This window comes from Allofournierella massiliensis, assembly GCF_004345265.1.
GTDB classification, from domain to species: Bacteria; Bacillota; Clostridia; order Oscillospirales; family Ruminococcaceae; genus Allofournierella; species Allofournierella massiliensis.
The window spans coordinates 119,737-142,974 of sequence record NZ_SLUM01000007.1; the positions used below are offsets into that span (position 1 = coordinate 119,737).

Below are 23,238 nucleotides of genomic sequence, written 5' to 3' on the forward strand. Positions count from 1 at the left end.
GATGAACGGAAGATTATTGGATCATTTGTAAAAATGCGGCTTCGTCGATTACGGGGATTCCCAGCTGCTGGGCTTTGGTGAGTTTGGAACCGGCTGCTTCTCCGGCAAGAACATAGGCGGTCTTTTTGGAAACGGAACCACTTGCCTTGCCGCCGTTCTTGGTGATCAGGGCTTCCGCTTCAGCACGGGAAAGGGTGGGCAAGGTTCCGGTAACCACAATGGTTTTACCGGCCAGCTTATCGGTCTTTTCCTCACCATGCCATTCCATATTCACTCCGGCGCGTTCCAAGCGGCCAAGAAGATCCTCTGTACCTTCTTTTGCGAAGAAGGCAAGAACACTTTGTGCCATAACCGCGCCGAAACCGTCGATCTCGCTGAGTTGCTCTTCCCCGGCCTCCCGCACAGCCTGCATGGAGCGGAAATGCTCCGCGATGGAGGCTGCTGCCTTTTCGCCGATGTTGCGAATGCCCAGACCGAAGAGGAGCTTGTCCAGATTGTTTTCCTTGGAGGCCTCGATGGCATTCAGCAGATTGCGTGCGCTTTTTTCCTTGAATTTATCCAGCGTCATCAGCTGCTCCTCAGTCAGATCATAAAGATCTGCCGCCGAGTGCACATATCCCTTGCTGACCAGCTGAGCGGCCACAGCCTTGCCCAGACCGTCGATGTCCATGGCGTTGCGGCTGGCAAAGTGAATGATGTTGCGCAGAGCCTGAGCCGGGCATTCCGGGTTTACGCAGCGCAGAGCCGCCTCCCCTTCCAGATGAACCGCTGGAGCGCCGCAGGAGGGGCATACCTGAGGCATCTGATAGGGCTCAGAGCCGTCCTTGTGCTGGGTGACTGCAACCACTTCCGGGATAATATCACCGGCTTTTCGAACAAGAATCCGGTCACCGATGCGCACATCCAGCTGCCGGATAAAGTCCTCATTGTGCAGAATTGCCCGGGAAACCGTGGTGCCGGCCAGCTGCACGGGCGTAAATACCGCTGTGGGGGTAAGAACACCGGTGCGCCCCACCGTGATATCGATCTGCTGCAGTTCGGTTTCCTTCTCCTCCGGCGGATACTTGAAGGCGATGGCCCAGCGGGGGAATTTGTTGGTGCTGCCCAGCATTCCGCGCTGGGCAAAATCATCCACCTTGATCACTGCACCGTCAATATCGAAGGGCAGTGTGCCGCGCATCTGCCCGATAGCTTCGATTTCGGCAATGGCGTCATCAATGTTATCAAAGCTATGATATCGGGGCGATACCACAAATCCCAGCTGCTTCACATAATCCAGGCTTTCCTGGTGGCTGTGCAGCTCCTTGCCCCGAATCTGCTGGATATTGAACACGAAGATGGAAAGTCCGCGGCTCGCGGTGATCTTGCTGTCCTTCTGACGCAGAGAGCCGGCTGCTGCGTTGCGGGGGTTTTTAAAGGGCTGCTTATCGTTCAGTTCCTGCTCCTCCACCAGCTGTTCAAAGGCTGCGTGGGGCATATAGACCTCGCCGCGCACCTCCAGAAATTCCGGTGCGTTCAGCAGTTTCTTGGGAATATCCTTGATGGTGGCCAGGTTTTTGGTCACATCCTCGCCCACTATGCCGTCACCACGGGTTGAACCACGCACAAAAGCGCCGTTTTCATACTCAAGGCTTACGGAAAGACCGTCAATTTTCACTTCAACCACATAACGGGGAGAAATACCCTCACCCCGCACTCGACGGTCGAAATCCCGCAGCTCCTCATAGGAAAACGCATCCTGAAGGCTTTCCATTTTTACCGCATGGGTCACCTTGGCGAATTTCCCGGAAGGAGTTCCGCCCACATGCTGGGTGGGAGAATCCGGTGTGATCAGCTGCGGGAACTGCGCTTCCAGCTCCTTCAGCTCCCGGTTTAATGCGTCGTATTCAAAATCCTCCAGTTCGGGGGCGTCCTGATCATAATAAAGGCGGTTGTTGTATTCAATCACCCGGCGCAGCTCAAGAATTCGCTGCTGGGCCTGTTCCAATGTCAAAATCGATCACCTCTTAAAAGTCCAAAAGCAATGCTGTTTGGCATTATCATTCTGAATTCTCATTATAACACATTGGCCCATCCGGGGGCTAGGCTTTTTCGCCTGTCCAGCCGTTTTGAGCGTATAACTGAGGCACTTCGCCAACGATCAGGACTTGTGCGGCAAGTATTTCTGATTGAACGTCCACTGGAATCACTTCACCGGCCAGGAGGGCACCGATCTGAACGGAAAAACAAATGGTAATTTCAAGTCTGGTCTGATTAACACCGGCTTGGGAGAAATTGCTCCTTACCTGGCTGGTAACCAGTGAGAGCGGCTGCACCTGTACGGTAATTTCCGGCCCCAGCCCACTGAAGAATTGAATTCCACTCAAGGTACCCAGCGGGATACGAAGCGGATCCTGAGGAAGCTGGGTCAAAGACAGGTTGACCTGATCCACCAGCGCATCCTCCAGAGAATTGATGCGGGCAGAATCAACGGTCACACTCTGCACCCTGCCGGTATTGTCCCGCTGAATGCTGTACAGATCATTGTAAAGGGTGTGGTTTTCTTCCAGAATGGAATTGCAGGCACCTTGAATGGTGCGTGCTGCCAATGCGCGGCACTGATACTGTAACACCTGCACGGTAAGGGGGCGGAGAGCCTGATCAGCCCTTTGCAGAAAGAACAGAGAGAGTGCAGTTATAAAAATGAGCCATAAGCCGGTTTTCCTTCGCTTGACCATCCGCTGCCGTGCGGAATGAGAAATACGGCGCATCGCTTCCCCCTCCATTGTTGGTAATCTCTCCAAGAGTATATTCGCAAAAGAGAGGAAACGTGAGCCATTATAGCCCTTTTTAATCAAAAAAGGCATGCCGCCAGCAAGCGACATGCCCTTTGAATGACTAAAATCAGATGGAAATGGTGTTGGCCACATCCAGCATCATGGTGTCGATGGTCTTGTGCATGGACAGAGCCACGTTGATATCGTAGTCCACGATCTTGTCGGCGGAAACGGCAACAACGCGATTGTAGATGCCCTTCTCCAGCAGGTTAACAGCATGGTAACCCATCTGAGAAGCGGTTACGCGGTCACGCAGAGTGGGAGAACCACCACGCTGTACATGGCCCAGAACAGTGGCACGGGAATCAATGCCGGTGCGGGCCTGAATCTCATTGGCCAGCTCCTGTGCATGGCCAACACCCTCGGCAACGATTACGATGAAATGCTTCTTGCCGGTCTTCTGGGTCTGGTTCATGCGGGAAATGATGTCGTGATCCAGATCGTAGGGACGCTCGGGAATCAGGATAGCCAGAGCGCCGGTGGCGATGCCCACGTTCAGAGCGATGTAACCGGCGTTACGGCCCATAACCTCAACCACGCTGCAGCGGTCATGGCTCTGAGTGGTATCACGCAGCTTATCGATCATCTCAACGGCAGTGTTCATGGCAGTGTCGTAACCAATGGTGTACTCGCTGCAGGCGATGTCGTTGTCGATGGTACCGGGAATACCGATGCAGGGGATGCCCAGGTTTGCCAGAGCGCGGGCGCCCTTGAAGGAACCGTCACCGCCAACCACAACCATGGCGTCAATGCCCAGCTCTTTGCACTTTTCAGCGCCCTTCTTCTGGCCCTCAGCGGTAACAAACTCCAGGCAGCGGGCAGTGTAAAGGATGGTACCGCCACGGTGAATGATCTCAGATACACTGCGCAGGTTCATCTCGCGAACCTCGCCGTTCAGCAGACCATTATAGCCGCGCTGAATGCCAATAACCTTGATGCCCTTGCTCAGAGCGGTACGAACAACTGCGCGAACCGCTGCGTTCATGCCGGGTGCGTCGCCGCCGCTGGTCAATACACCGATGGTTTTAATTTCCTTGTACATAGTAATGCCCCTCCTAAATCAAATCGAAATTTGACATTGGTATAATTATAACATCCAGGCAACATAAATGCAAAACATTCTACGCATTTTGCTGCCAAAAGGTTTGCCCAATCGGCCAACTATTTTGTAGCAACATTTTTATCGCCCAAAATCCGGCGCAATTCCGGGTAAAGCAGCTCATGATCCAGTGCCCACAAACTGCGTGGTGCCAGAGTCAGCTGCTTGCGGTCCTCAAAATACATGTAGACCGGCATACTGCCGTCAAAGATACCGCTGAGCAGGTTTGTTACCTTGCGGAACTGCTCACAGTTCTGGCTGGGCAGCTTGAGGTACAGCCCTTTTTTGGGTGGCTGCGGCTTTTCCGGCACGCTGGCTGCGGTCGATTTTTCCGGCCGGCGGGCCTGATACTGTTCGATGGGAACAATGGTTTCCGCCACAAGCTTGGTTGATTCATCCTCCTTCACCGAAACACGACCGGTGATTACCACAACCGCATTTTCCTGCAGGGCGTCGCGGCAGTTCATCAGGATCTTCGGGAAAACCAGAATTTCCATGGTGCCGCTCAGATCCTCCACGTTGGTAAAGGCCATCATGGTGTTGGAGCGAGTCGTCATAAATTTGCTTTTGATCACTGCGCAAACAATGTTGACTACTTTATTATCGTAAGCTTTTGCGCCTTCCCCTGTCAATTCACTAATATTGCAGCTGGATATATTTTTGATGATTTCCCGATATGCGTCCAGAGGATGGCCGCTCAGATACAGGCCGCTCACCTCTTTTTCCATCTGCAAAAGCTCCCCGGTGGGGAATTCCTCCAGAGAGGGAATTGCATAGTCGTTTACCGTTTCCTGCTCGCCGCTCTGGCTGAACAGATCCAGCTGGCCTTCCAGATTTTTACGGCTGTCGGTTTCCACACTCTTCAAAATGCCCTCGATACACTGGAGCATGGCCCTGCGTGTGGCACCCAATCCGTCAAACGCACCACATTTGATCAGGCTTTCCACCGCCCGGCGGTTGATTTCGCAGCCATACATCCGGCGGCAGAAGTCATACAGCGAGCGGAACGGCTTTTCCTTGCGCTCCCGAACTACTGCGGCAATCAGGTTACGGCCCACGTTTTTGACTGCGTTCAGGCCAAAACGAATGTCGCTTCCGTCTACGGTGAAGCCGCCATCACTCACATTGATGTTGGGCGGCAGCACCTTGATGCCAAGCCGCTGGCATTCGCCGGAATACTCGATCACCTTATCGGTGTTGTCCAGTACGCTGGTCAGCAGCGCTGCCATAAATTCATTGGGATAATGGCATTTCAGATAGGCGGTCTGGTAAGCCACATAAGCATAGCAGGCCGCATGGGATTTGTTAAAGGCGTAAGACGCAAAGCTGGACATATCATCGAAGATCTCGTTGGCCGTTTTTTCGTCGATGCCGTTGGCAATGCAGCCCACACATTCCGATCCCGGTTCCTTGCTGCCATATACGAAGTTCTGACGCTCCCGCTCCATGACATCGTGCTTTTTCTTGCTCATGGCGCGGCGCACCAGATCGGCCTGCCCCAAAGAGAAGCCTGCCAGTTCCCGGCAGATCTGCATGACCTGTTCCTGATACACAATACAGCCGTTGGTCACATCCAGAATGTGCGCCAGCTGGGGAACCTTGTAGTGAATCTTTCCCGGCTCATGGCGGTTGCGCAGGTAAGTGGGGATGGAGTCCATGGGGCCCGGTCGATACAGCGAGATCAGGGCGATGATGTCTTCCAGATTCTGCGGGCGCAGCCCCAGAAGCACCTGCTTCATGCCGGTACTTTCCAGCTGGAACACACCCTCTGTTTCACTCTGGCCCAGCATCTCGTAGGTGGCCGGATCATCGTAGGGCATCTTTTCCACCGAGAACTCGGGAACACGGCGCTGAATCATCCGTTCCGCATCCCGAATCACGGTGAGGGTGCGCAGGCCCAGAAAGTCCATTTTGAGAAGGCCGAGCTCCTCGATGGTTGTCATGGTGAACTGCGTTACGGGAACGCCATCGTTGCAGGCAAGCGGAACATATTCATTGGCCGCCTCCCGGGTAATTACCACGCCTGCCGCATGAGTGGAGGCGTGACGGGGCATGCCTTCAATTTTGATGGCAGTGTCCACCAGTTCTCTCACCTGCTCGTCGGAGTCGTAGCGGGCTTTCAGCTCCGGAGATACCTCCAAAGCCCGGTGCAGGGTCATTTTCAGCTCCATGGGAACCAGCTTGGCCACCGCGTCCACCGCAGCATAGGGCATGTCCATCACGCGGCCAACGTCCCGCAGGGCAGCGCGGGCGGCCATGGTTCCAAAGGTGATGATCTGCGCCACGTGGTCGTGCCCATATTTGTTGTTCACATAATCGATCACTTCCTGCCGGCGTTCGTAGCAGAAGTCCACGTCAAAGTCCGGCATGCTCACACGTTCCGGATTCAAAAACCGTTCGAACAGGAGGTTGTAGCGGATGGGATCAATGTTGGTGATACCCACACAATAGGCAGCCAGACTTCCGGCGCCACTTCCGCGTCCGGGGCCTACCGGGATACCCTGTGTTTTGGCGTAGTTGATGAAATCAAATACAATCAGGTAATAGTTGGTGTAGCCCATACGGCGGATTACATCGATCTCGTAATCCAGACGCTCCCGGATTTCCGGAGCGGGATTACTGCCGTAACGGCGGGTAAGGCCTTCGTAGCACAGCTTTTCGAAGTAGGCCTGATTTTCCATTCCGTCAGGGGCTTCAAAGTAAGGCAGTTTGGTCACGCCGAATTCAAAATCAAAATCACACTGTTCCGCAATACGGTTGGTGTTTTCACAGGCATCCGGCGCAATGGCAAACAGATCGTACATTTCGTCGGTGCTTTTCAGATAGAATTCGTCGGTTTCAAACTCCAGTTTGTCGTCGTCCTGAATGGTCTTACCGGTCTGGATGCAGATCAGAATGCTCTGCATCTTGCTGTCCTCCTTGCGGAGGTAATGGGCATCGTTGGTGGCTACCAGCGGGATACCGGTCTCCCGGGCAAGGCGAATCAGCAGCGGCAAAACCTGTTGCTGCTCTTCAATGCCGTGATCCTGGATCTCGATGTAATAGTTTCCCTGCCCGAACAGATCGTTGTAATACAATGCAACCTGGCGGGCTTTCTCATAATCGCCTGCGAGCAGTGCCTGAGGGACTTCGCCTGCAAGACAGGCAGAAAGACAGATCAGGCCTTCGTGATGCTGCTCCAGAAGTTCCTTGTCCACCCGGGGCTTGGAGTAAAAACCCTCAATGAAGCCGGCAGAAACCAGCTTGATCAGGTTTTTGTAACCGGTTTCGTTTTTGCACAGCAACACCAGATGGTTGGAGCCATCGATGCGGTTGACCTTATCGAAACGGGAACGATTGGCCACATAGACCTCACAGCCGATGATGGGCTTGATGCCGGCCTTTTTAGCGGCTTTGTAGAAATCCACACAGCCATACATCACACCATGGTCGGTGATGGCGATGGAGGTTTGGCCCAACTCCTTGACCCGTTCAAAAATGCGGTCGATTCGGCAGGCACCATCCAGAAGGCTGTATTCCGTGTGGACATGCAGATGGGTAAATTGCTTGTTGGTATCAGCCATTGGTTCTCCTTTGCTGAAGTTCAGATGCCAGGCGCTCCAGCTTTTTCAGCCGGTGGCTGAGCCCGGATTTACTGATGGGCTGCGGGCTCTTTTCCGCCAATTGGGAAAGCGACAGATCCGGCCAGGCCAGCCGCAGCTCTGCAGCTTCCCGCAGAGGCTGGCTCAAGCCATCAAACATGTGATTCTGTTTCAGATATTCGATGGCTCGCGTTACCTGAACGTTTGCGGTTGCGGTCTTGTCCATATTGGCCGTCTCACAGTTGGTCAGGCGGTTGGTCTTGTTGCGCAGTTCCTTGATCACCTTGTGGTTCATGATCTCCATGGCTGCGTTCCCTGCCCCCATGTAGGCCAGAAGCTCCTCAATCTGTTCACTTGCTTTGATGTACACCACATTCACGCCCTTGCGCAGAGTGCGGTGGGGGCGAAACTCATGCTCCGCCAGAATTCCCTCCAGATCCCGTGCAAGATTATGGCGGCTGGAAAGAAACTCCAGGTTATACTCCTTGCGGGGATCAGTCATGGTGCCGCAGCACACGAAGGCAGCAGCCAGAAAGGCCGCGCTGCACTGGGGGCAACGCAGCAATGTGGGGTCGATGCGCAGGCTGACCTGCTCCGGGTCGCAGTGGAACTTTTCCAGCATCAGCTGAACCTGTTCCGGATCATCCACCTTGAATTCATAAACCATGCCGCTGGGCCGCTGCTTGCTGGTCACATTGCCCTCGATGCCGCACAGATGGAATACCCGTTTTACATAATGGGCAGCGGTTCCAAGCTCGGTCTGAAAAACTACTCCGCGGCTGTCAAAATAACGGCTGAAACAGGCCGCGCCGTAGCTGGCTGCCAGAAGGCAGCATGGGCGGCTGATCTTTTTTTGAGTGATCTCGGTTTTTACATCCTGTGCAAAGCTCATTCTTTTACAGATGCCCTTTCGTCAATATACACGCTTTTGGTCGCGGTGATAGAGAATCGGCCCATAGCCCAGTTTCTGGCAATGTTCTGCGATCTTGCGGGCAAAGGTGATGGATCGATGTTTTCCGCCGGTGCATCCCACCGCAATCGTCAGCTGGCTTTTCCCTTCCTTGATGTACATGGGGAGAGAGTAATCCAGCAGATCCAGAATGCGACGCAGCAGTTCCTGCGACTGCTCAAACTGCATCACATAGTCTACTACTTCGCTGTCCAGACCGGTTTTTTCCTTCAGTTCCGGAATGTAAAAAGGATTGGGCAGGCAGCGCACATCAAATACCACATCCGCTTCCTTTGGCAGGCCGTACTTGAAGCCAAAGGAAAGAATTGTCAGCACCATTGGCTGCTGGTTCTGGTGCAGGAAGAGTTTGCAGATTCGCTCTTTGTTCTGCGCGGCGGAAAGAAGAGAAGTGTCCACCACAAAATCTGCGCGTTCAAAAAAAGGCTGAAGGATTTTACGCTCCTGCTCAATGGCGTCGGTCATGGAAACGCCTTCCTGCACACACAGCGGATGAATACGTCTGGTTTCTTTATAGCGCCGTGCAAGTACATCGTCGGAAGCGTCCAGAAACAGCACCTGATATGGCACCTGGCGGCTGTCCATACTGGTCAGAGCTTCCTGTACGTCGCTCTGGGTGCGGCAGCCGCGGATGTCCACCACCACCGCCACCTTCTCCAGCATGGTTTCGCCCTGAAGGGCGAAATCCAGCAGACGGGGCATCAGCCCGGCCGGAATATTGTCGATACAAAAATAACCAATATCCTCCAATGCATTTACCGCAAGGGATTTTCCAGCCCCGGAAAGGCCGGTAACCACCAGCAGTTCCATGATCCGTCTCTCCTTTTCCTTCTCTTTTTTATCCAGCATAACCTGCATGACCGGCTGCCGATTGCCAGCAGCCGGTCATGCGCGCAATTATTCCACTACACGGATTTCCTTTTCCAGCACAAAACCCGTTTCCCGCTGTACCCGTTCACTTACCTGACGGGCCAGCTCCAGCACGTCCGCGCAGCTGGCGTGGCCCAGATTCACAATGAAGCCGCAGTGCTTTTCGCTGATGGCGGCATCGCCCACACGGAAGCCCCGCAGGCCGCACTGTTCGATCAGGCTGCCGGCAAAAGCACCTTCCGGCCGCTTAAAGGCGCTGCCTGCGCTGGGATATTCCAAAGGCTGTTTTTGCCTGCGGCGATTCATCAGGTCATCCATTTTTTGCTGAATCTGAACGGAATCTCCCGGATGGAGCTGCAATGTTGCCCGAAGTACACACCAGCCGGTGCGCGCAAAGATGCTGGTGCGGTAGCCAAGCTCCAGCTGGGAAACCGGAAGAGAACGAATCTGACCGGCTTCGTCCAGAAATTCGACCTCCAGCAATACATCGCGGGTTTCACCGCCGTAAGCGCCGGCGTTCATGTACACTGCGCCGCCCAGACTGCCCGGAATACCGTAGGCGAATTCCAGACCGGTAAGGCTATGGCACGCAGCCTCTTCGCAGACCTGTTTCAATGAAACTCCCGCTCCGGCGATGATGCGATCCCCTTCCACCCGGATTTCGGGCTCAAGGGAACGGGTGGAAACCACCACACCGTCAAAGCCATGATCGCTGAACAGAAGATTGGAACCATTGCCCAGAATGTAGGTCCGCACCCCTTCCTCACGGCACAGCCCAATGGCCTGAACCAGCTGCTGCGCGGTGTGAGGCATGCAGAACAAGGCGGCAGGGCCGCCAATCTGGAAGCTGGTGTGGCGTGCAAGGGGCTCGCCGCAGGAATAAGGGATCGCTGCTTCCTCCAGTTTTTGCTTTAAATGCTCCATGCACGCCATAAAACGGCCTCCTAAAAATTAAAGTTTTTCCTGGTTGCCCAGCCATGCTGCGCCCACAACGCCGGCATCGTTAAACAGCTCGGCGGGTTTGATGGTCACACGGCGCTTGCCATCACGGGCATAATCCTCCCAGTTGACCAGCTTGCGCACAGGAGCCAGCAGAACCTCGCCCTGCTTGGAAACGCCGCCGCCGATGCAGATGATTTCCGGCTGGAAGATGTTGACCACGTTGGTCAGGCCGCACGCCACATATTCTACAAACTTGTTGATCAGCTGAGTGGCCAGCTCGTCGCCGGCAGCCATGCCGTCAAATGCAGTCTTGGCGCCAACCTTGGTGATGTCGCCGTCCACCAGCTGCCACATCATGTTTTTGGGGTGCGACATCATAGCGGCTTTGGTATCCTCTGCCAGAGCACGGGCGGAAGCATACTTTTCCCAGCAGCCGTTTCGGCCGCACATGCACGGGCGGCCATCCTTCTGAATTACCATGTGGCCCAGCTCAGCACCTGCATAGTTAAAGCCGGCAAAAATCTTGCCGTCGATGATGATGCCGCCGCCGATGCCAGTGCCCAGAGTGATCACCACAGCATACCGTGCACCGCGTGCGCCACCAGCGATAAATTCGCCGTAAGCCGCTGCGTTTGCATCGTTTTCGATGTAGACCTTGCAACCCAGGCGCTTCTCCATGTGATCGCGAAGCTCCCAATCATAATAACCGAAATTCGCGTTAAAGTCCACTATGCCGGTTTTGCTGTTTACGCTGCCCGGGGTACCGATGCCCACCCACAGCAGGTCATCCAGAGTCAGATTGCTCTCCACCAGGACCTGACGGCACAGGTTGGCAATCTTCTCTTCGATCTTTTCTTCAGGCTGGGGCAGATCGGTGTCGCAGGTGCATTTGTGCAGCACTTTGAATTCTTCATCCACAATACCGGCGGTGATGGTGGTACCGCCCAGATCTACGCCAATTGTATATTTCTTCATCTTAACAACTCTCCGATCCGATCTACGATTTTTTTATTATGTATTTCCAGCTCACGGCGAAGGTTTTCACCGGAGCCATTGACGATAAGATCCTTCGGGAAATCAATTTCCTCCAGAATCCCGAACAGGTGCGATACACCGCGCTCCAGATGATAGGTGGAGTGGGCATCGCTGTTCAGCGCGATCTTGCAGCCACTGTTTTTACACGCGAGCGCAAGCGCCTTCATGTTTTTTGCCCCTTCCGGGCGCACGGCAAAGGAGTTTCCGTTCAGCTCCACCACTTTATTGTGGGCGGCAAATTCCCGGGTGACCCGGTCATAGTCATACACGTGGTTGGCCTGTTCGGAATGGCCGATCATGTCAACATAAGGATTCTGCGCCACCTTCAACCAGAGATCTGTGGCCTGCTCCACGGTGAGTTTGCCCGGCAGGCAGTCGCCGTGGATGGAGGCAATAACCCAGTCGAAGCGAGCCAGCTCCTGCTGTGAAAAATCCAGCGTTCCCTCCAAATCCATCACGTTGGCCTCTACGCCCTTCAGCACAGGGATTCCTTCCAGCACGTCCGGCAGACGAATCAGATTGTTAAAATACCAGATGTGCGGGGAATCCGGCATGGCGCAGCCATGATCGGTGATGGCGATGGCCTTATACCCCATTGCTGCAGCCTTTGTGGCCATTTCGGTGATGGTGTTGAATGCGTGGTTGGAAACCAGTGTGTGCGTGTGCAGATCCGCTGCAATTTGATACAAAGTATATGCTCCCTTTCTGTGTCAGATGCCAATGTCCTCATCCAGGCCAAGGCGTGCAAGCAGCTCTTTGGCGGCGTTGTAACCCATCTTTTTCTGACGGTTGTTAATAGCGGCCGTTTCCAGAATTACCGCCAGATTACGGCCGGGCATAACAGGAATTACCGTCTTGGGAATCTGTACACCCAGAATATCATAGAAATCAGTTTCCAGACCGGTGCGGCTGTAATTTTTGGTTTTGTCCCAGGGTTCCAGATCCACGACCAGGTCAACCTTCTCGCTCACCTTAACCGAGCCGATACCGAAAATGCGTGCAACGTTAACGATACCGATGCCGCGCAGCTCGATAAAGTGACGGATGTTTTCCGGAGCCGTACCCACGATGGTGCGGCTGGATGTGCGGCGCAGCTCCACGGCGTCATCGGCAATCAGGCGATGGCCACGTTTGACCAGCTCCACAGCGGTCTCACTCTTGCCTACGCCACTGTCACCCAGAATCAGGATGCCCTCGCCGTAAACTTCAATGAAAACACCGTGACGGGTAACACGGGGGGCCAGCTCCACATTCAGCAGACTGATCAAAGCACTCATCAAGGTGGAAGTGGACTCCGCAGAAGACAGAACAGGCACAGAGTACCTCCGCGCAAAGTCGATCATCTCAGGCAGGGGTTCCAGACTGCGGCTGATGAGCACCGCCGGGGGGGTAAGCTCAAACAGACGCTCCAGGTGAGCGCGACGGGTAGCTGCGGGCAGCTCCTGCAGATAAGACATCTCGACCATACCGAAGATCTGGATCCGATTGGCATCGAAATACTGGTAGTACCCAGCAAGCACAATGCCCGGGCGGTTGACATCCGCCGTATAAATTGGGATCTCAGTCAATTCTTTCGGCGCATAGATCGTTTCAAGATTCAGCTGTTCCGCTACTTTGCTCAGTGGGACGGAAAATGCCGGCATAAAGAACACCCTTCCTTTTTGATGAAATTTCAGAGTTGTTTTTATTATACATGATTGCGGAAAGATTATCAATTTGATTTGCAAGAAAAGCATGCAGTATTGCACAAACTGTAGGTGCTCCCGGTGCCGCTTTTTTGTCTGGCTGAGAAGAAGTGCACAGAAAAGCAGGTCGTCCGGCAGAACGAAGACTCCAGCCGGACGACCTTTATTTTTTACAGAGATACAGGCACAGCCGCTACAGCAGTTGAAGCGCGCTGGAAAACACCACACTTTCCGGTTGGTAAAGCATACCATTTTCCGCCAGTGTAAGAGCCAGCTGCTCATTTTTATTCCGGAAACGGTTCAAAAACCCGAACGGATCGCTCTCCTCAGAAAAGGATTTTCGAACTACATCGACGGCTGTTTGCTCCAGCTGTCTGTTCAGCTCTTTTAAAAGTGAACGCCGTTCCTCCCGTGCACCGGGAAGGGATTCTCCGGTCATCTGCTCCACATGACCGGAAAATCGAATGTGAAGCGCCATGGAGCTCTCCTGTTCCACGCACTCATAAATCAGTTTGGGAGAGCGGATGGTCAGAGTGATCGGACCGTTTTCGCTTTCCATTTGAAGCTGTCCGGTTCCTTTCTGCCCACTGAACAGAGCTGCCAGCTCCATTTCGTTTCCGGACATGTGAGCCACCGGTGCTCCGTTCTGATAAAAAGTCAGCCCTGGCATCTGCACATCGTCCTCGCCGCTGAGCTTCACAAGTGGAAGAATGCTCCCGCCCTGTGCTGCGGCAAGCTGGTAAAGGTAGGTGCGATATCCTCCTCTCTCCCCCAGTCTGCGGATTCCCTCCAGTACTGCACTGGCATTATCCGAGGTAAGCGGTTGTTCATCGGCGGGAAGGTTGATACCCCACACTGCCATATTGGGGCGCCCGGCAGAGTTTTCATAAAGAAAGCGGCAGCACTCACTCATCCCCTGCTGCTGCAGTCCGGGTCCCAGAAGAAGTAGCTCGTTCTGACCGTAAAAAAGCTCTTCGGCGCGGGCGGATTCCGCCTTGCTGACAGCCTCTGCAAGGGTACTTCCTCTGCCCTCGATCAGTCGGATGGTTTCCGAGGCTTCCCCTGCGTCGGCACTTGGCTGGGGTTCAAGAACCAGCACCTGAGCGATATATTGCTGTTGATGATCCAGAAAGAGCGCTTTTACAATTACCTTGTCCCCCAGCCCTGTGGATGAGCAGCCACACAGGGCGACTGCCAGAAACAGAGGGGCAATCCGTTTTAACAATTTCATCTTTTTTGCCTCCCCGCCGAAATACGAAACAATGCCAGCCATATCAGCAATGCCAGAATGACTGCCTGCTGCAACCGGTAAGCGGCCTGTTCCGCCTGTCCCCAGGTGGCCAGGAAAATGCCGATCACTCCCGCCACTGCCAGATAGTAGGCACTGTGGCCCTTCAACACAGGGAACACCCTGCGGATGATCTGGGTAAATACGGAAAAATACAGTGTGATTTTGACAAAGAAAAGAAGCAGCCATATGCAGGCATGCAGGGCGTCCAGTCGGCGGAATACGGAAATTCCACCCAGCCGTGCAATCGTAAACAGCGGCTGTTCCTCCTGCTGGTACGCCGGGCCGAGCGTCATTTCGCCCAGCAGGCAGAATAGAGCCTGGGCGGCGAAAAGCCATATAAAAACAATCGCAGGCCGGTGTTTGGTTTTCTGTAAGGTGTCCGACGGCCATAAAACCGCCCAGAGAATCAGTTCCGGAGCCAGATAAAACTGGCTGACAAAATTCCGGGTCAGCTCTGCCCGATTCAGAGATGCAGGCTGAAGATTCACAAAGCGCAGCTGAGGAAGAACGGAAACCAACAGCAAGGCCATGGAAAAAGCGGTGAGTGCCAACACGGCCCAGGCGGTTCGAGTCAGCGCATTCAGCCCGGAATAAACACCATAAAACACCGAGACAAACAAAAGGACAAGGAAAAATTCCACCGGAAGACCAGTGCGCATGGACTGGCTGTAAAAACGTTCGCCCTGAATGATTTCCAACGCGGCAGAAAGCAGCATTACAACGCTGATCAGACTGCAGAAAATCCGATTTTCCAGTGCCCGGCAGGCTTCTTTGCGCAGCAACCACAAAAGAAATGAAAAAAACGCCATTTGACCGGCAGCGCACAGGATTCCGTGCTGTGCAGTCAGGAGCGGAGCACGGCGCCCGAAGGGCTGCAAAAACACATCGGCCAGCAGCGCTGCCCCCATAACAGCAGCCAGTTGGACGGGAGCAATTGCGGACTGTTTATTCTGTGCCATCTGCATTTCCTCCCGGTAAATCGTTTACGGAAAAGGGATGGCGGGCCAGCTGCTTCCAATTGGTGCGAAGCACCCCGTCTCGAACCGCTCCGCTTTCCCACGGGATGAGAGGCGCCGTATAGGGCAGGCCAAAGGAGTTCATTCCGCAGATGCTGGTAAGCATTATAAAAAGAAGAGCCAGAATACCGAAGGGACCAAATAAACCTCCAGCAAAGACAAACAGGATGCGGAGCACGGTGGCCGGTTCATACAGAGAAGGAATCACAAACATGGAGATTGTGGTCAGCGCTGCGGTGATTACAATGGGAGTGCTCAAGATTCCGGCCTTCACCGCTGCATCTCCCACAATGATGGCTGCCACAAGACTTACGCTGTGACCAATGGGATGAGGCAGCCGCAAACCTGCTTCCCGTACGATCTCCAGCAAAACAATAACCAGCACCATCTCAAGGAACAGTGGCAATGGTGTGGCTGCTTCTGCGGCTGCGATTTTGTACAGCAGCTGCGGAGGAAACAGCTCCGGCGTATATTCTGCAACGGAAACAAACACGCCGGGCAAAAGCACTGCAAGAAAGAAAGCGCCGTATTTGATCATGCGGATAAAGCTGGCAAAATAGGCTTTCGTGGAGTAATCGTCCAGACTTTGAAAGTGTTCACTGAAAAAATACGGGATTATCATGGCAAAGGGGCTGCCGTTTACAAGAATTATTATTTTCCCCTCGCAGAGTTTGGCGCAGGCTGTGGCCGGGCGTTCCGTATACCCTGCCTGCTGAAAAAAGCTGAACCCGCCCCGCTGCAAAAAAGGCACAAGGTAGCTGGAGTCAAACAGCACGGGAAGTTTTGCCTTGCTTAGCCGGCCGCGGATCTGCTTTACCAGTTCCTCAGGCGCCAGAGAGCGATCGTAAACCAGTGCCACCTCTGTGGCAGTCCGCTCACCACAAATCATTGTTTCCACCGTGAGCGTTTCGGTGCGGATCAGGCGACGCAGCAGGCTGATGTTGATGCGCAGCAGATCGCTGAAGCCTTCCCGGGAGCCCCGCACATTCCCTTCTCCGGAGGGCTCCTGAATGGATCGGAACTGCATGTTCTGAGTGGAAAGCACCACTGCTTTACAGCATCCGTCAATCAGAATCACTGTGGTGCCGGCGGTGAGCTGCGTGCGCAGCTGATCCACGGTTTCCACGCAGGAATTTTCCAGCGGCAGGTCGGTTTGAGACTGCATGTAATGAAACAGCTCCAGACCGCTTTCCGGCTGAAACTCACTTTTGCTCAGCATGTCCAACACCACCACCCACAAACGTTCAATGGTGGAAAGGCCCTCGAACATACAAAGACAACATGGAATCCCCAGAATCCGGACTGGCTTTGTATACAGATCAATCGAGTTGCCAAACCTCTGTTTCAGCAACTCGATATTTTGCTGAAGTTGCGGCTTCAATGTTTCTTCCGTTTGCATCGGCGTCACCTCCGGGGCTTAGTATGCCCCAAATGACCGCATTGCAAACCGAAAAGGCAGTGAGACGATTCAAAGAGACGGAGGATAAGGAATGCTGATTCTGATGCTGCGAACCCTGATGGTTTATCTGCTCATTCTGTTGGCCATGCGCCTGATGGGAAAACGTCAGCTGGGAGAATTACAGCCCGCCGAGCTTGTTTCCACCATTCTGATCTCCAACCTTGCGTCCATCTCCATCGAGTCGCCGGAGCTGCCACTTACTGCCAGCCTTGTTCCTGTGTTTTTGATTGTGGCACTGGAACTTTTCCTCTCCGGGCTGTGTTTCTGCCGGCCCAAAGCAGCACGATTGCTGTTCGGCTCCCCTGTCACCGTGATTCGAGACGGAAAGATCTGCCGCGAAACTCTGCGATCGCTGCGGTTTGGGACCGGGGACCTTCTGGAAGCCTTGCGCGGTAAGGATGTATTTGACCCGGCACAGGTAAGCTGGGCGGTGGTGGAGACCAACGGCAGCATCAGCATTTGCAAAACAGAGGACGGCGATCCCTTTATTCCGGTAATTGCGGATGGACAGCTTCTGAAGGGGGCACTTCCGCTCTGCAGGAAGGACGCCCAATGGCTGGAGTTCCTTCTCCGGAAAGAAAAATGCACTCGGGAACAGGTACTGCTTCTTCTGGTACGGGCCGGAGGCGAATACAGATTGATTCCAAAAGAAAACAGCCCCCTGCCGCAAAAGCGAATCAGAGGGCTGTGGAAAGGACAGAAATGAAACGGTTGCGGGCAGCCGCAATGATTCTTGCGGCATTGTGTTTGCTCACACTCATCGGTCAGCGTCTGGTATCGGATTCCCTCGATTCGCTGGATAAGGGGCTTGCACGGGTGGAAAGCCTTTGCATCTGTGGAGAGTATCCGCAAGCACGGGAGCAAATCCGATATATGACACAGAGCTATCAAAAGCAGCAGGCAGTACTTGCCGTGTTTATTCGAAAAGATCAGCTCCATGAACTGGAAAGTGCGCTGTATGGCCTGAACGCCTATGCACACCCGGACTATCTGCAGGATCTTCTCTGCGAAACGGGAAAACTGAAATCTCAGCTGAACGGTGTGCGCCGATTATTTTTCGGGCTGCTCTGAACGCTTGCTGAGCATTTCCTTAAGCTCATTCATGAAGGTGTTCAAATCAGAGAACTGCCGGTAAACCGAAGCAAAGCGTACGTACGCCACTTCATCAACCTTCTTCAGCTCTTCCATGGCAAGCTCACCAATATGAATGGAGGTGACTTCGCGCTCATAGCTGTTCAGAAGGGACTGCTCGATGTTATCCACCGCCCGCTCCAGCATCTCATAGCTGACCGGGCGTTTTTCGCAGGCTCGAAGCATGCCACCCAGGAGCTTCTGCCGATCGAACACCTGGCGGGAACGATCCTTTTTGATGACCATCAAAGGCACGGTTTCCACGATTTCATAAGTTGTAAAACGCTTGCCGCAGCGCAGGCATTCCCGTCGGCGGCGGATTTTCTCGCCGTCCTCCGTGGGGCGGGAATCAATGACCTTGGATTCCAGTTCGCCGCAGTAAGGGCACTTCATATGGGGTCCTCCTTTGATGAACGGCCGGGCCGTATTATCCCGCACCGCAGTTTAAGATTCCGTTATTATAGCACAGATTCGCCTGCCGTTGCAATTGGTTTTTGTTATGCCTGCAACAGTTTTTCCAGACTGGCCAGACGAACACTGACACAAAGCAGCTGGCTGGCCTGATCCAGTTCGGCCACCGTGGGATACGAGGGAGCGATGCGGAGGTGATGATCCTGCGGGTCGTTGCCGTAGGGATAAGCCGAACCAGCAGGAGTGAGAATCACACCGGCTTCCTTGCACAGCTGAACCACGCGCTTTGCGCAGCCATCCATCACATACAGGCTGATGAAATATCCGCCTTTGGGGCTGGTCCAGCGGGCAATGGCCCCGCAGGGAGTTAGCTGGCAAGCAAAGGCTTCCTTGAGCAGTTCAAATTTGGGTTCCAGAATAGCACGATGTTTTTCCATGTGTGCCAATACGCCCGCCTTGTTTTTCAAAAAGCTCACATGGCGCATCTGATTCATCTTGTCGGCACTGATGGCCATGGGAGCCATCTGGGTGAGGATGTGGCGAATATTGGCCTCACTGGCGGCCAGCGCGGCAACACCAGCTCCGGGGAAGGTCATTTTGCTGGTGGAGCATACCAGCAGAGGACGATCCTTCGTGCCATACTTTTTGCACTCGGTCAGGATATCGGGTACGGAGCAATGCTCATCGGTAAGATGATGCACACAGTATGCGTTATCCCAGATGATCTTAAAATCCGGCGCACCGGTTTTCATGCTGGCAAGCCGGCGTACCGTTTCCGCGCTGTAAATATAGCCATCCGGATTGGAATACAGCGGCACACACCAGATGCCCTTCACGCTGGGATCAGCGGCAAGCTGCTCCACCAGATCCATGTCCGGGCCATCCTCTTTCATGGGGATGGGCAGCATTTCGAAGCCGAAATACTCCGTAATGGCAAAGTGACGGTCATAGCCGGGTACAGGACACAGGAATTTAAGCTTTTCCTCGGTGCGCCAGGGGTGGTCGCTGTCCGCAAAGCCGACCCGCCAGCCCAGATCGATCATATAATACATGAGTGTGAGCGAGGAATTGCCACCCACGATGACTTCATTTTCCTCCACATCCATCAGCTCGGCAAAGAAACGGCGGGCCTGGGGCATACCGGCAAGCAAACCGTAGTTACGGGAATCCTCGCCATTTTCCCCAATGTACTGATTCTGGCTGAGCAGCTCGTTGGAAAGCTCCAACTGCTCGGCACAGGGTTTCCCGCGGGACATATCCAGTTTCAGCCCCTTTGCCTGATAGCTCTGATACTGTGCCAGAACCGCCTCGTATTCTTCCTGCAGCTCCTGCTTGGTCATGCTCTGATATTCTTTCATTGCAAACGCTCCTCTTTTGCAGCTTCCCAGCGGCGTGTCGGCAGCTTTACTGTGCTCCGGCACGGGTGGATCGATACCTGATTTTCGAACTTATTATAGTATAAATCCAGGTTTCGCACAACCCGAAAAAAAAAACAGATTTGCGGCTAAAACTTCCATGATGGCAAAGACATACTTTTTGCTGTCAACCACACAGAATTTGAACACAGAAAAATGGCAGAGCGGGATTTCCCTGCCCTGCCATCCGAATGGGGGTAACAATGGAATGCAAATATTACAAACGCCCCTGCTCCCGCCGGGCGGTGGCTTTCCTTCAGCAAAGCATAGGCGGCGGAGGCTGCCGAAACCCCCAGCAGCATGCCGATGGGGCCGCCCAGATTACCGCCGATTGTAACAGCAGCCAATACCCATATAGCAGGAAGATTGATTTTCGAGCCCACAACTTTCGGGTAAATCATGTTTCCTTCAATCTGCTGGAGAATCAGCAGAAAGACGACAAACACAAACGCTTTGAAGGGGTTGACGGTCATTATCATAATTGCGCCTACGATTGTACCGATAAAAGCGCCTACAATGGGGATCAATGCAGTAACCCCAACAAGTGCTCCGATCATGGGCGCGTAGGGAATCCGCAAAATGAGCATTCCAACCATACACAGTGTTCCGAGGATATTGCTTCGGTTGCTGCCCTGTAATAAACAGGCGGAAGGTGTTGCTGCAAACAGCGGCGACATGAATCAGCTCTTCAACGAAACGCTTCGGAAGCCATACATGAAGCACCCGGCTGGCCTGATGTTTCAGCCGCTCCTTTCCGGCCAGAATATATACCGCAAAGATCAGCCCAATCGAGAAAGTGATCACACCACCTGCCAGAGAACCGGCAGCCCCTACGACCTGATTGACAAGCGTGCCACTGCGGGATTTGACCCATTCCCCCATCTGCCTTTTCAATCCAAGCCAGTCGATATCGACCTTTTCAAAAAGCTGACCGAGCGGTGTACTTGTCAGAGCGGTGTTGCTTTCCATTTGTGCCAGCTGCTCCAGTCCCCCGCCGGTGATCTGAACAATGAGCTTGATCGCCTTTACCACTTCCGGTACAACCAGAACTGTGACACCGATGAAAATCCCGAACACCAAAAGAAGCGAAAGCCCGATCGAGAGCGGGCGGGCAGCATGCTGCAGTCCGGCCTTTGTGCGCAAATATCGCTCAAAAAAGCTCATCGGTACATTGAAGATCAAAGCGAGCATGACGCCAATCAGCAGCGGTTTTGCCAGGTCGAGCAGCTGAAGAATCACCGCCGCAATACTGCTTATATGGCGAAAGCCCAGATAAATCAAAATGCAGCAGGTAAACAGGCTGAGCAGCCATTTGGTGATTCGACGCCGTTTTTCAGAACTGTCAAGCATAAGCATTTTCTCCTTTTCATCTATCTAAAATTGGGGCAGTCATTCTCTGGTTTTTGCTCTTCTCTTTCCTTTGCGGCAATACAAAAAGTATGTGGCAGCAGAAGATGCCGAGAGCGTGAGCATCAGCCCAACAGAAATCCAGAATGCCGGTGATTGTGGCTGCTGAACACTTTCCCCCATGAATGTGGCTAAGACCATTCCGGGCAAAAGCCCCAGACTTCCGGCAAGAATATTTTTCCAGAAGGATGTTCTGGTTGCCCCCAGATACATGGTTACGACATCTCCCGGCAAACAGCTGATGATTCGTAAAAAGAAGCACAGAAAGAAGGAATTCTGTTGCTGCATGCTCAATATTTTTTCAAATCGAGGGTGCTTTTTCACCTGCTTGTGCACGGCTTCCATTCCTGCCGCACGGCCAACCCAATAAGGAACCGTCAGAATAATGAGTATTCCGGAAAAAATGACCAGAAGTGCAGTCCAGCCGGAAAAAAGATAGCCGCTAGCGATTTCGAGAACGATAAGGGGAAAGAAAATCGTCAGGCCTTTCAGCAAATATAAAATCAGCATTACCGCGGCCGCCATGGCGGGATCTTTGGGAATCCGGTCAAAAAAGCCCTGTACACAGAGACATGGATTTTTGATGAGCCATGGGGCCGGAAATAACACACAGCCAAGAATCAGAATCATGAGCAATGCCTTGACAGAGCGGGATATCCCATGCAATCATTAAGATACTCTTTGCACTGCATTACATCCTGACAAGAGGATGCAAATTCAACAGTACAAACTGAACAGGCGGTGGCCAACAGGCCACTTGCCGGGCCATTATGGCAGCAGAGATACGGCATCTGCGGGACAGTTGTATGTCCCCGCGGGTGCTTTTTGTTTTTCCCGGGGAATGAGAATTTTCTGATGTGGGCTGACGAGAGAAACCGTCCGATTAAAAGTATGAACAGGAGGGCTTTTTATGAAAGCTGTAAACAAGAACAACCCCATTTCCCGTGTGAATTCCGTTGATGAGGCATCCGCCATTCGCAAGATGTCTTTTGCAAGTGTGTTTGGGAATGCAGTTCTGTCCGCATTTAAGCTGTTTGCTGGCGTTGCGGGCAATTCCGGCGCAATGATCTCGGACGCAATTCACTCCTTCTCCGATGTAATCACCACGGTGATCGCCTGGATTGGTGTAAAAGCTTCAAAGAAGGAGGCGGATACCGCACATCCCTATGGTCATGACCGTATTGAATGTATCGCCTCTCTGGGATTGGGAATCATTCTGCTGGCAACCGGCCTTGGGGTAGGCAAAACCGGAGTTGAGACGATTCTCTCCGGCAGTTATGGATCGCTTGCTGCCCCGGGAGCAATTGCCCTTGCTGCGGCAATTGTTTCCATCGTAAGCAAGGAAGCCATGTACTGGTATACCCGTTACTACGCCAATCTCATAAATTCTTCTGCATTTATGGCGGATGCATGGCACCACCGATCCGATGCATTTTCATCGGTTGGTTCTCTGATCGGCATTGGCGGAGCAATGCTTGGATTCCCTGTGATGGACTCTGTGGCCAGTGTGGTGATCTGCCTGTTCATTGTGAAGGCATCCTACGATATTTTGAAGGATGGCATCGTCAAACTGCTGGACACCTCCTGCGGGGAAAACTATGACAGGAAAATGGTGGATTATATCCGCGAACAGGAAGGCGTGATTCAGGTGGACTCGCTTCACTCCAGAATGTTTGGCAGCAAGGTGTATATTGACCTGGAGATCCAGGTGGACGGAGAAAAAACGCTGAGGGATGCGCACAAGGTGGCCGAACATATCCACAGCGAGGTGGAACGTGCGTTCCCGGATGTAAAGCACATTATGATTCATGTGAATCCGTCCAATGAACCGGCCTGACGGATGGCATGATCTGTGCCATATTAGGACAAACAGGGCATTTTGTCCCAATGCAAATCATCGTTTTATATTGAGAATCGGCTGATGATATGCTATACTTGCTCACATATAAGGGAGTAGTCAGCACCTTGGTGTGATGATACCAACATACTGGAGATTTCCTGGTATTATCTTAAATGACGGGGCTGTTGCAAAACGGAAGTTGAGCAACAGCCCCCACTTTTTGCGAAAAGCAGGATCGGAAGAGACTTTTTCAAGAATTTTAGGAGAAATAGT

At 53.3% G+C, this 23,238-nt stretch carries 20 protein-coding genes, 1 pseudogene and 1 riboswitch; of the genes and pseudogenes, 3 read left to right on the plus strand and 18 right to left on the minus strand.

The window, feature by feature from the left end:
* Positions 1-13: 13 nt before the first annotated feature.
* The 13 genes from ligA to EDD77_RS05745 form a co-directional block, all read right to left on the minus strand.
* Positions 14-1,993, minus strand: coding sequence for an NAD-dependent DNA ligase LigA (ligA, locus tag EDD77_RS05685; RefSeq protein WP_058962998.1), 1,980 nt, complete (start codon positions 1,991-1,993; stop codon positions 14-16).
* Positions 1,994-2,081: 88 nt separating this feature from the next.
* Positions 2,082-2,909, minus strand: coding sequence for a sporulation protein YunB (gene yunB / locus EDD77_RS05690; RefSeq protein WP_082669486.1), 828 nt, complete (start codon positions 2,907-2,909; stop codon positions 2,082-2,084).
* A complete protein-coding gene (gene pfkA / locus EDD77_RS05695) occupies positions 2,884-3,858 on the minus strand; it encodes a 6-phosphofructokinase (RefSeq protein WP_058963000.1) in 975 nt (324 codons plus the stop codon). Before pfkA ends, yunB begins: the two co-directional genes overlap by 26 nt.
* Before the next feature lie 119 nt (positions 3,859-3,977).
* On the minus strand, positions 3,978-7,478 hold the full coding sequence (locus EDD77_RS05700; protein WP_058963001.1) for a DNA polymerase III subunit alpha: 3,501 nt from the start codon (positions 7,476-7,478) through the stop codon (positions 3,978-3,980).
* Positions 7,471-8,388 (minus strand): DNA-binding protein WhiA, encoded by a 918-nt coding sequence (gene whiA / locus EDD77_RS05705; RefSeq protein WP_058963002.1) that lies wholly within the window; start codon positions 8,386-8,388, stop codon positions 7,471-7,473. The genes EDD77_RS05700 and whiA overlap by 8 nt, the downstream gene beginning before the upstream one ends.
* Before the next feature lie 21 nt (positions 8,389-8,409).
* The gene (gene rapZ, locus EDD77_RS05710) at positions 8,410-9,273 is read right to left on the minus strand and encodes an RNase adapter RapZ (RefSeq protein WP_058963003.1); all 864 of its coding nucleotides are present in this window, start codon (positions 9,271-9,273) and stop codon (positions 8,410-8,412) included.
* An 87-nt stretch (positions 9,274-9,360) separates the two neighbouring features.
* Positions 9,361-10,266, minus strand: coding sequence for a UDP-N-acetylmuramate dehydrogenase (gene murB, locus EDD77_RS05715; protein WP_341439530.1), 906 nt, complete (start codon positions 10,264-10,266; stop codon positions 9,361-9,363).
* An 18-nt stretch (positions 10,267-10,284) separates the two neighbouring features.
* On the minus strand, positions 10,285-11,250 hold the full coding sequence (locus EDD77_RS05720) for an ROK family protein (RefSeq protein ID WP_058963004.1): 966 nt from the start codon (positions 11,248-11,250) through the stop codon (positions 10,285-10,287).
* The gene (locus tag EDD77_RS05725) at positions 11,247-11,999 is read right to left on the minus strand and encodes a phosphatase (protein ID WP_058963005.1); all 753 of its coding nucleotides are present in this window, start codon (positions 11,997-11,999) and stop codon (positions 11,247-11,249) included. Before EDD77_RS05725 ends, EDD77_RS05720 begins: the two co-directional genes overlap by 4 nt.
* A 21-nt stretch (positions 12,000-12,020) precedes the next feature.
* Positions 12,021-12,953, minus strand: coding sequence for an HPr(Ser) kinase/phosphatase (hprK, locus tag EDD77_RS05730; RefSeq protein ID WP_058963006.1), 933 nt, complete (start codon positions 12,951-12,953; stop codon positions 12,021-12,023).
* Positions 12,954-13,188: 235 nt separating this feature from the next.
* On the minus strand, positions 13,189-14,226 hold the full coding sequence (locus EDD77_RS05735; protein WP_058963007.1) for a Ger(x)C family spore germination protein: 1,038 nt from the start codon (positions 14,224-14,226) through the stop codon (positions 13,189-13,191).
* Entirely contained in the window at positions 14,223-15,245 is a 1,023-nt protein-coding gene (locus EDD77_RS05740; protein WP_058963008.1) for a GerAB/ArcD/ProY family transporter, read from the minus strand. Before EDD77_RS05740 ends, EDD77_RS05735 begins: the two co-directional genes overlap by 4 nt.
* Positions 15,232-16,701, minus strand: a complete 1,470-nt coding sequence (locus tag EDD77_RS05745; protein WP_077138469.1) for a spore germination protein — start codon at positions 16,699-16,701, stop codon at positions 15,232-15,234. Before EDD77_RS05745 ends, EDD77_RS05740 begins: the two co-directional genes overlap by 14 nt.
* Before the next feature lie 91 nt (positions 16,702-16,792).
* On the opposite strand from EDD77_RS05745, the gene EDD77_RS05750 reads away from it, so the two are divergent.
* Both EDD77_RS05750 and EDD77_RS05755 read left to right on the plus strand, forming a co-directional pair.
* Positions 16,793-17,467 carry a DUF421 domain-containing protein gene (locus EDD77_RS05750; protein WP_058963010.1) on the plus strand — a complete coding sequence of 225 codons (675 nt, stop codon included), beginning with the start codon at positions 16,793-16,795 and terminating at the stop codon, positions 17,465-17,467.
* Positions 17,464-17,832: a DUF4363 family protein gene (locus EDD77_RS05755; protein WP_077138470.1), complete on the plus strand. Its 369-nt coding sequence runs from the start codon at positions 17,464-17,466 to the stop codon at positions 17,830-17,832. Before EDD77_RS05750 ends, EDD77_RS05755 begins: the two co-directional genes overlap by 4 nt.
* On the opposite strand, the gene nrdR is transcribed toward EDD77_RS05755, so the two are convergent.
* The 5 genes and pseudogenes from nrdR to EDD77_RS05780 all read right to left on the minus strand — a co-directional run bounded on the left by nrdR (position 17,812) and on the right by EDD77_RS05780 (position 21,755).
* On the minus strand, positions 17,812-18,285 hold the full coding sequence (gene nrdR, locus EDD77_RS05760; protein WP_058963012.1) for a transcriptional regulator NrdR: 474 nt from the start codon (positions 18,283-18,285) through the stop codon (positions 17,812-17,814). The genes EDD77_RS05755 and nrdR overlap by 21 nt on opposite strands.
* A gap of 104 nt (positions 18,286-18,389) precedes the next feature.
* Positions 18,390-19,661, minus strand: coding sequence for an aminotransferase class I/II-fold pyridoxal phosphate-dependent enzyme (locus tag EDD77_RS05765; protein ID WP_058963013.1), 1,272 nt, complete (start codon positions 19,659-19,661; stop codon positions 18,390-18,392).
* 146 nt (positions 19,662-19,807) lie between these two features.
* Entirely contained in the window at positions 19,808-20,395 is a 588-nt protein-coding gene (locus EDD77_RS18655; RefSeq protein ID WP_082669490.1) for an AI-2E family transporter, read from the minus strand.
* 4 nt (positions 20,396-20,399) lie between these two features.
* Positions 20,400-21,074 (minus strand): annotated as a pseudogene (locus EDD77_RS18660) (AI-2E family transporter); the annotation flags it as partial.
* 33 nt (positions 21,075-21,107) lie between these two features.
* On the minus strand, positions 21,108-21,755 hold the full coding sequence (locus EDD77_RS05780) for a TVP38/TMEM64 family protein (RefSeq protein ID WP_132587336.1): 648 nt from the start codon (positions 21,753-21,755) through the stop codon (positions 21,108-21,110).
* 90 nt (positions 21,756-21,845) lie between these two features.
* A riboswitch (NiCo riboswitch) is annotated at positions 21,846-21,929 on the plus strand.
* A 106-nt stretch (positions 21,930-22,035) separates the two neighbouring features.
* Here EDD77_RS05780 and EDD77_RS05785 point away from each other — a divergent pair.
* Positions 22,036-22,962 carry a cation diffusion facilitator family transporter gene (locus tag EDD77_RS05785; RefSeq protein ID WP_058963016.1) on the plus strand — a complete coding sequence of 309 codons (927 nt, stop codon included), beginning with the start codon at positions 22,036-22,038 and terminating at the stop codon, positions 22,960-22,962.
* The last annotated feature ends 276 nt before the right edge of the window (positions 22,963-23,238 follow it).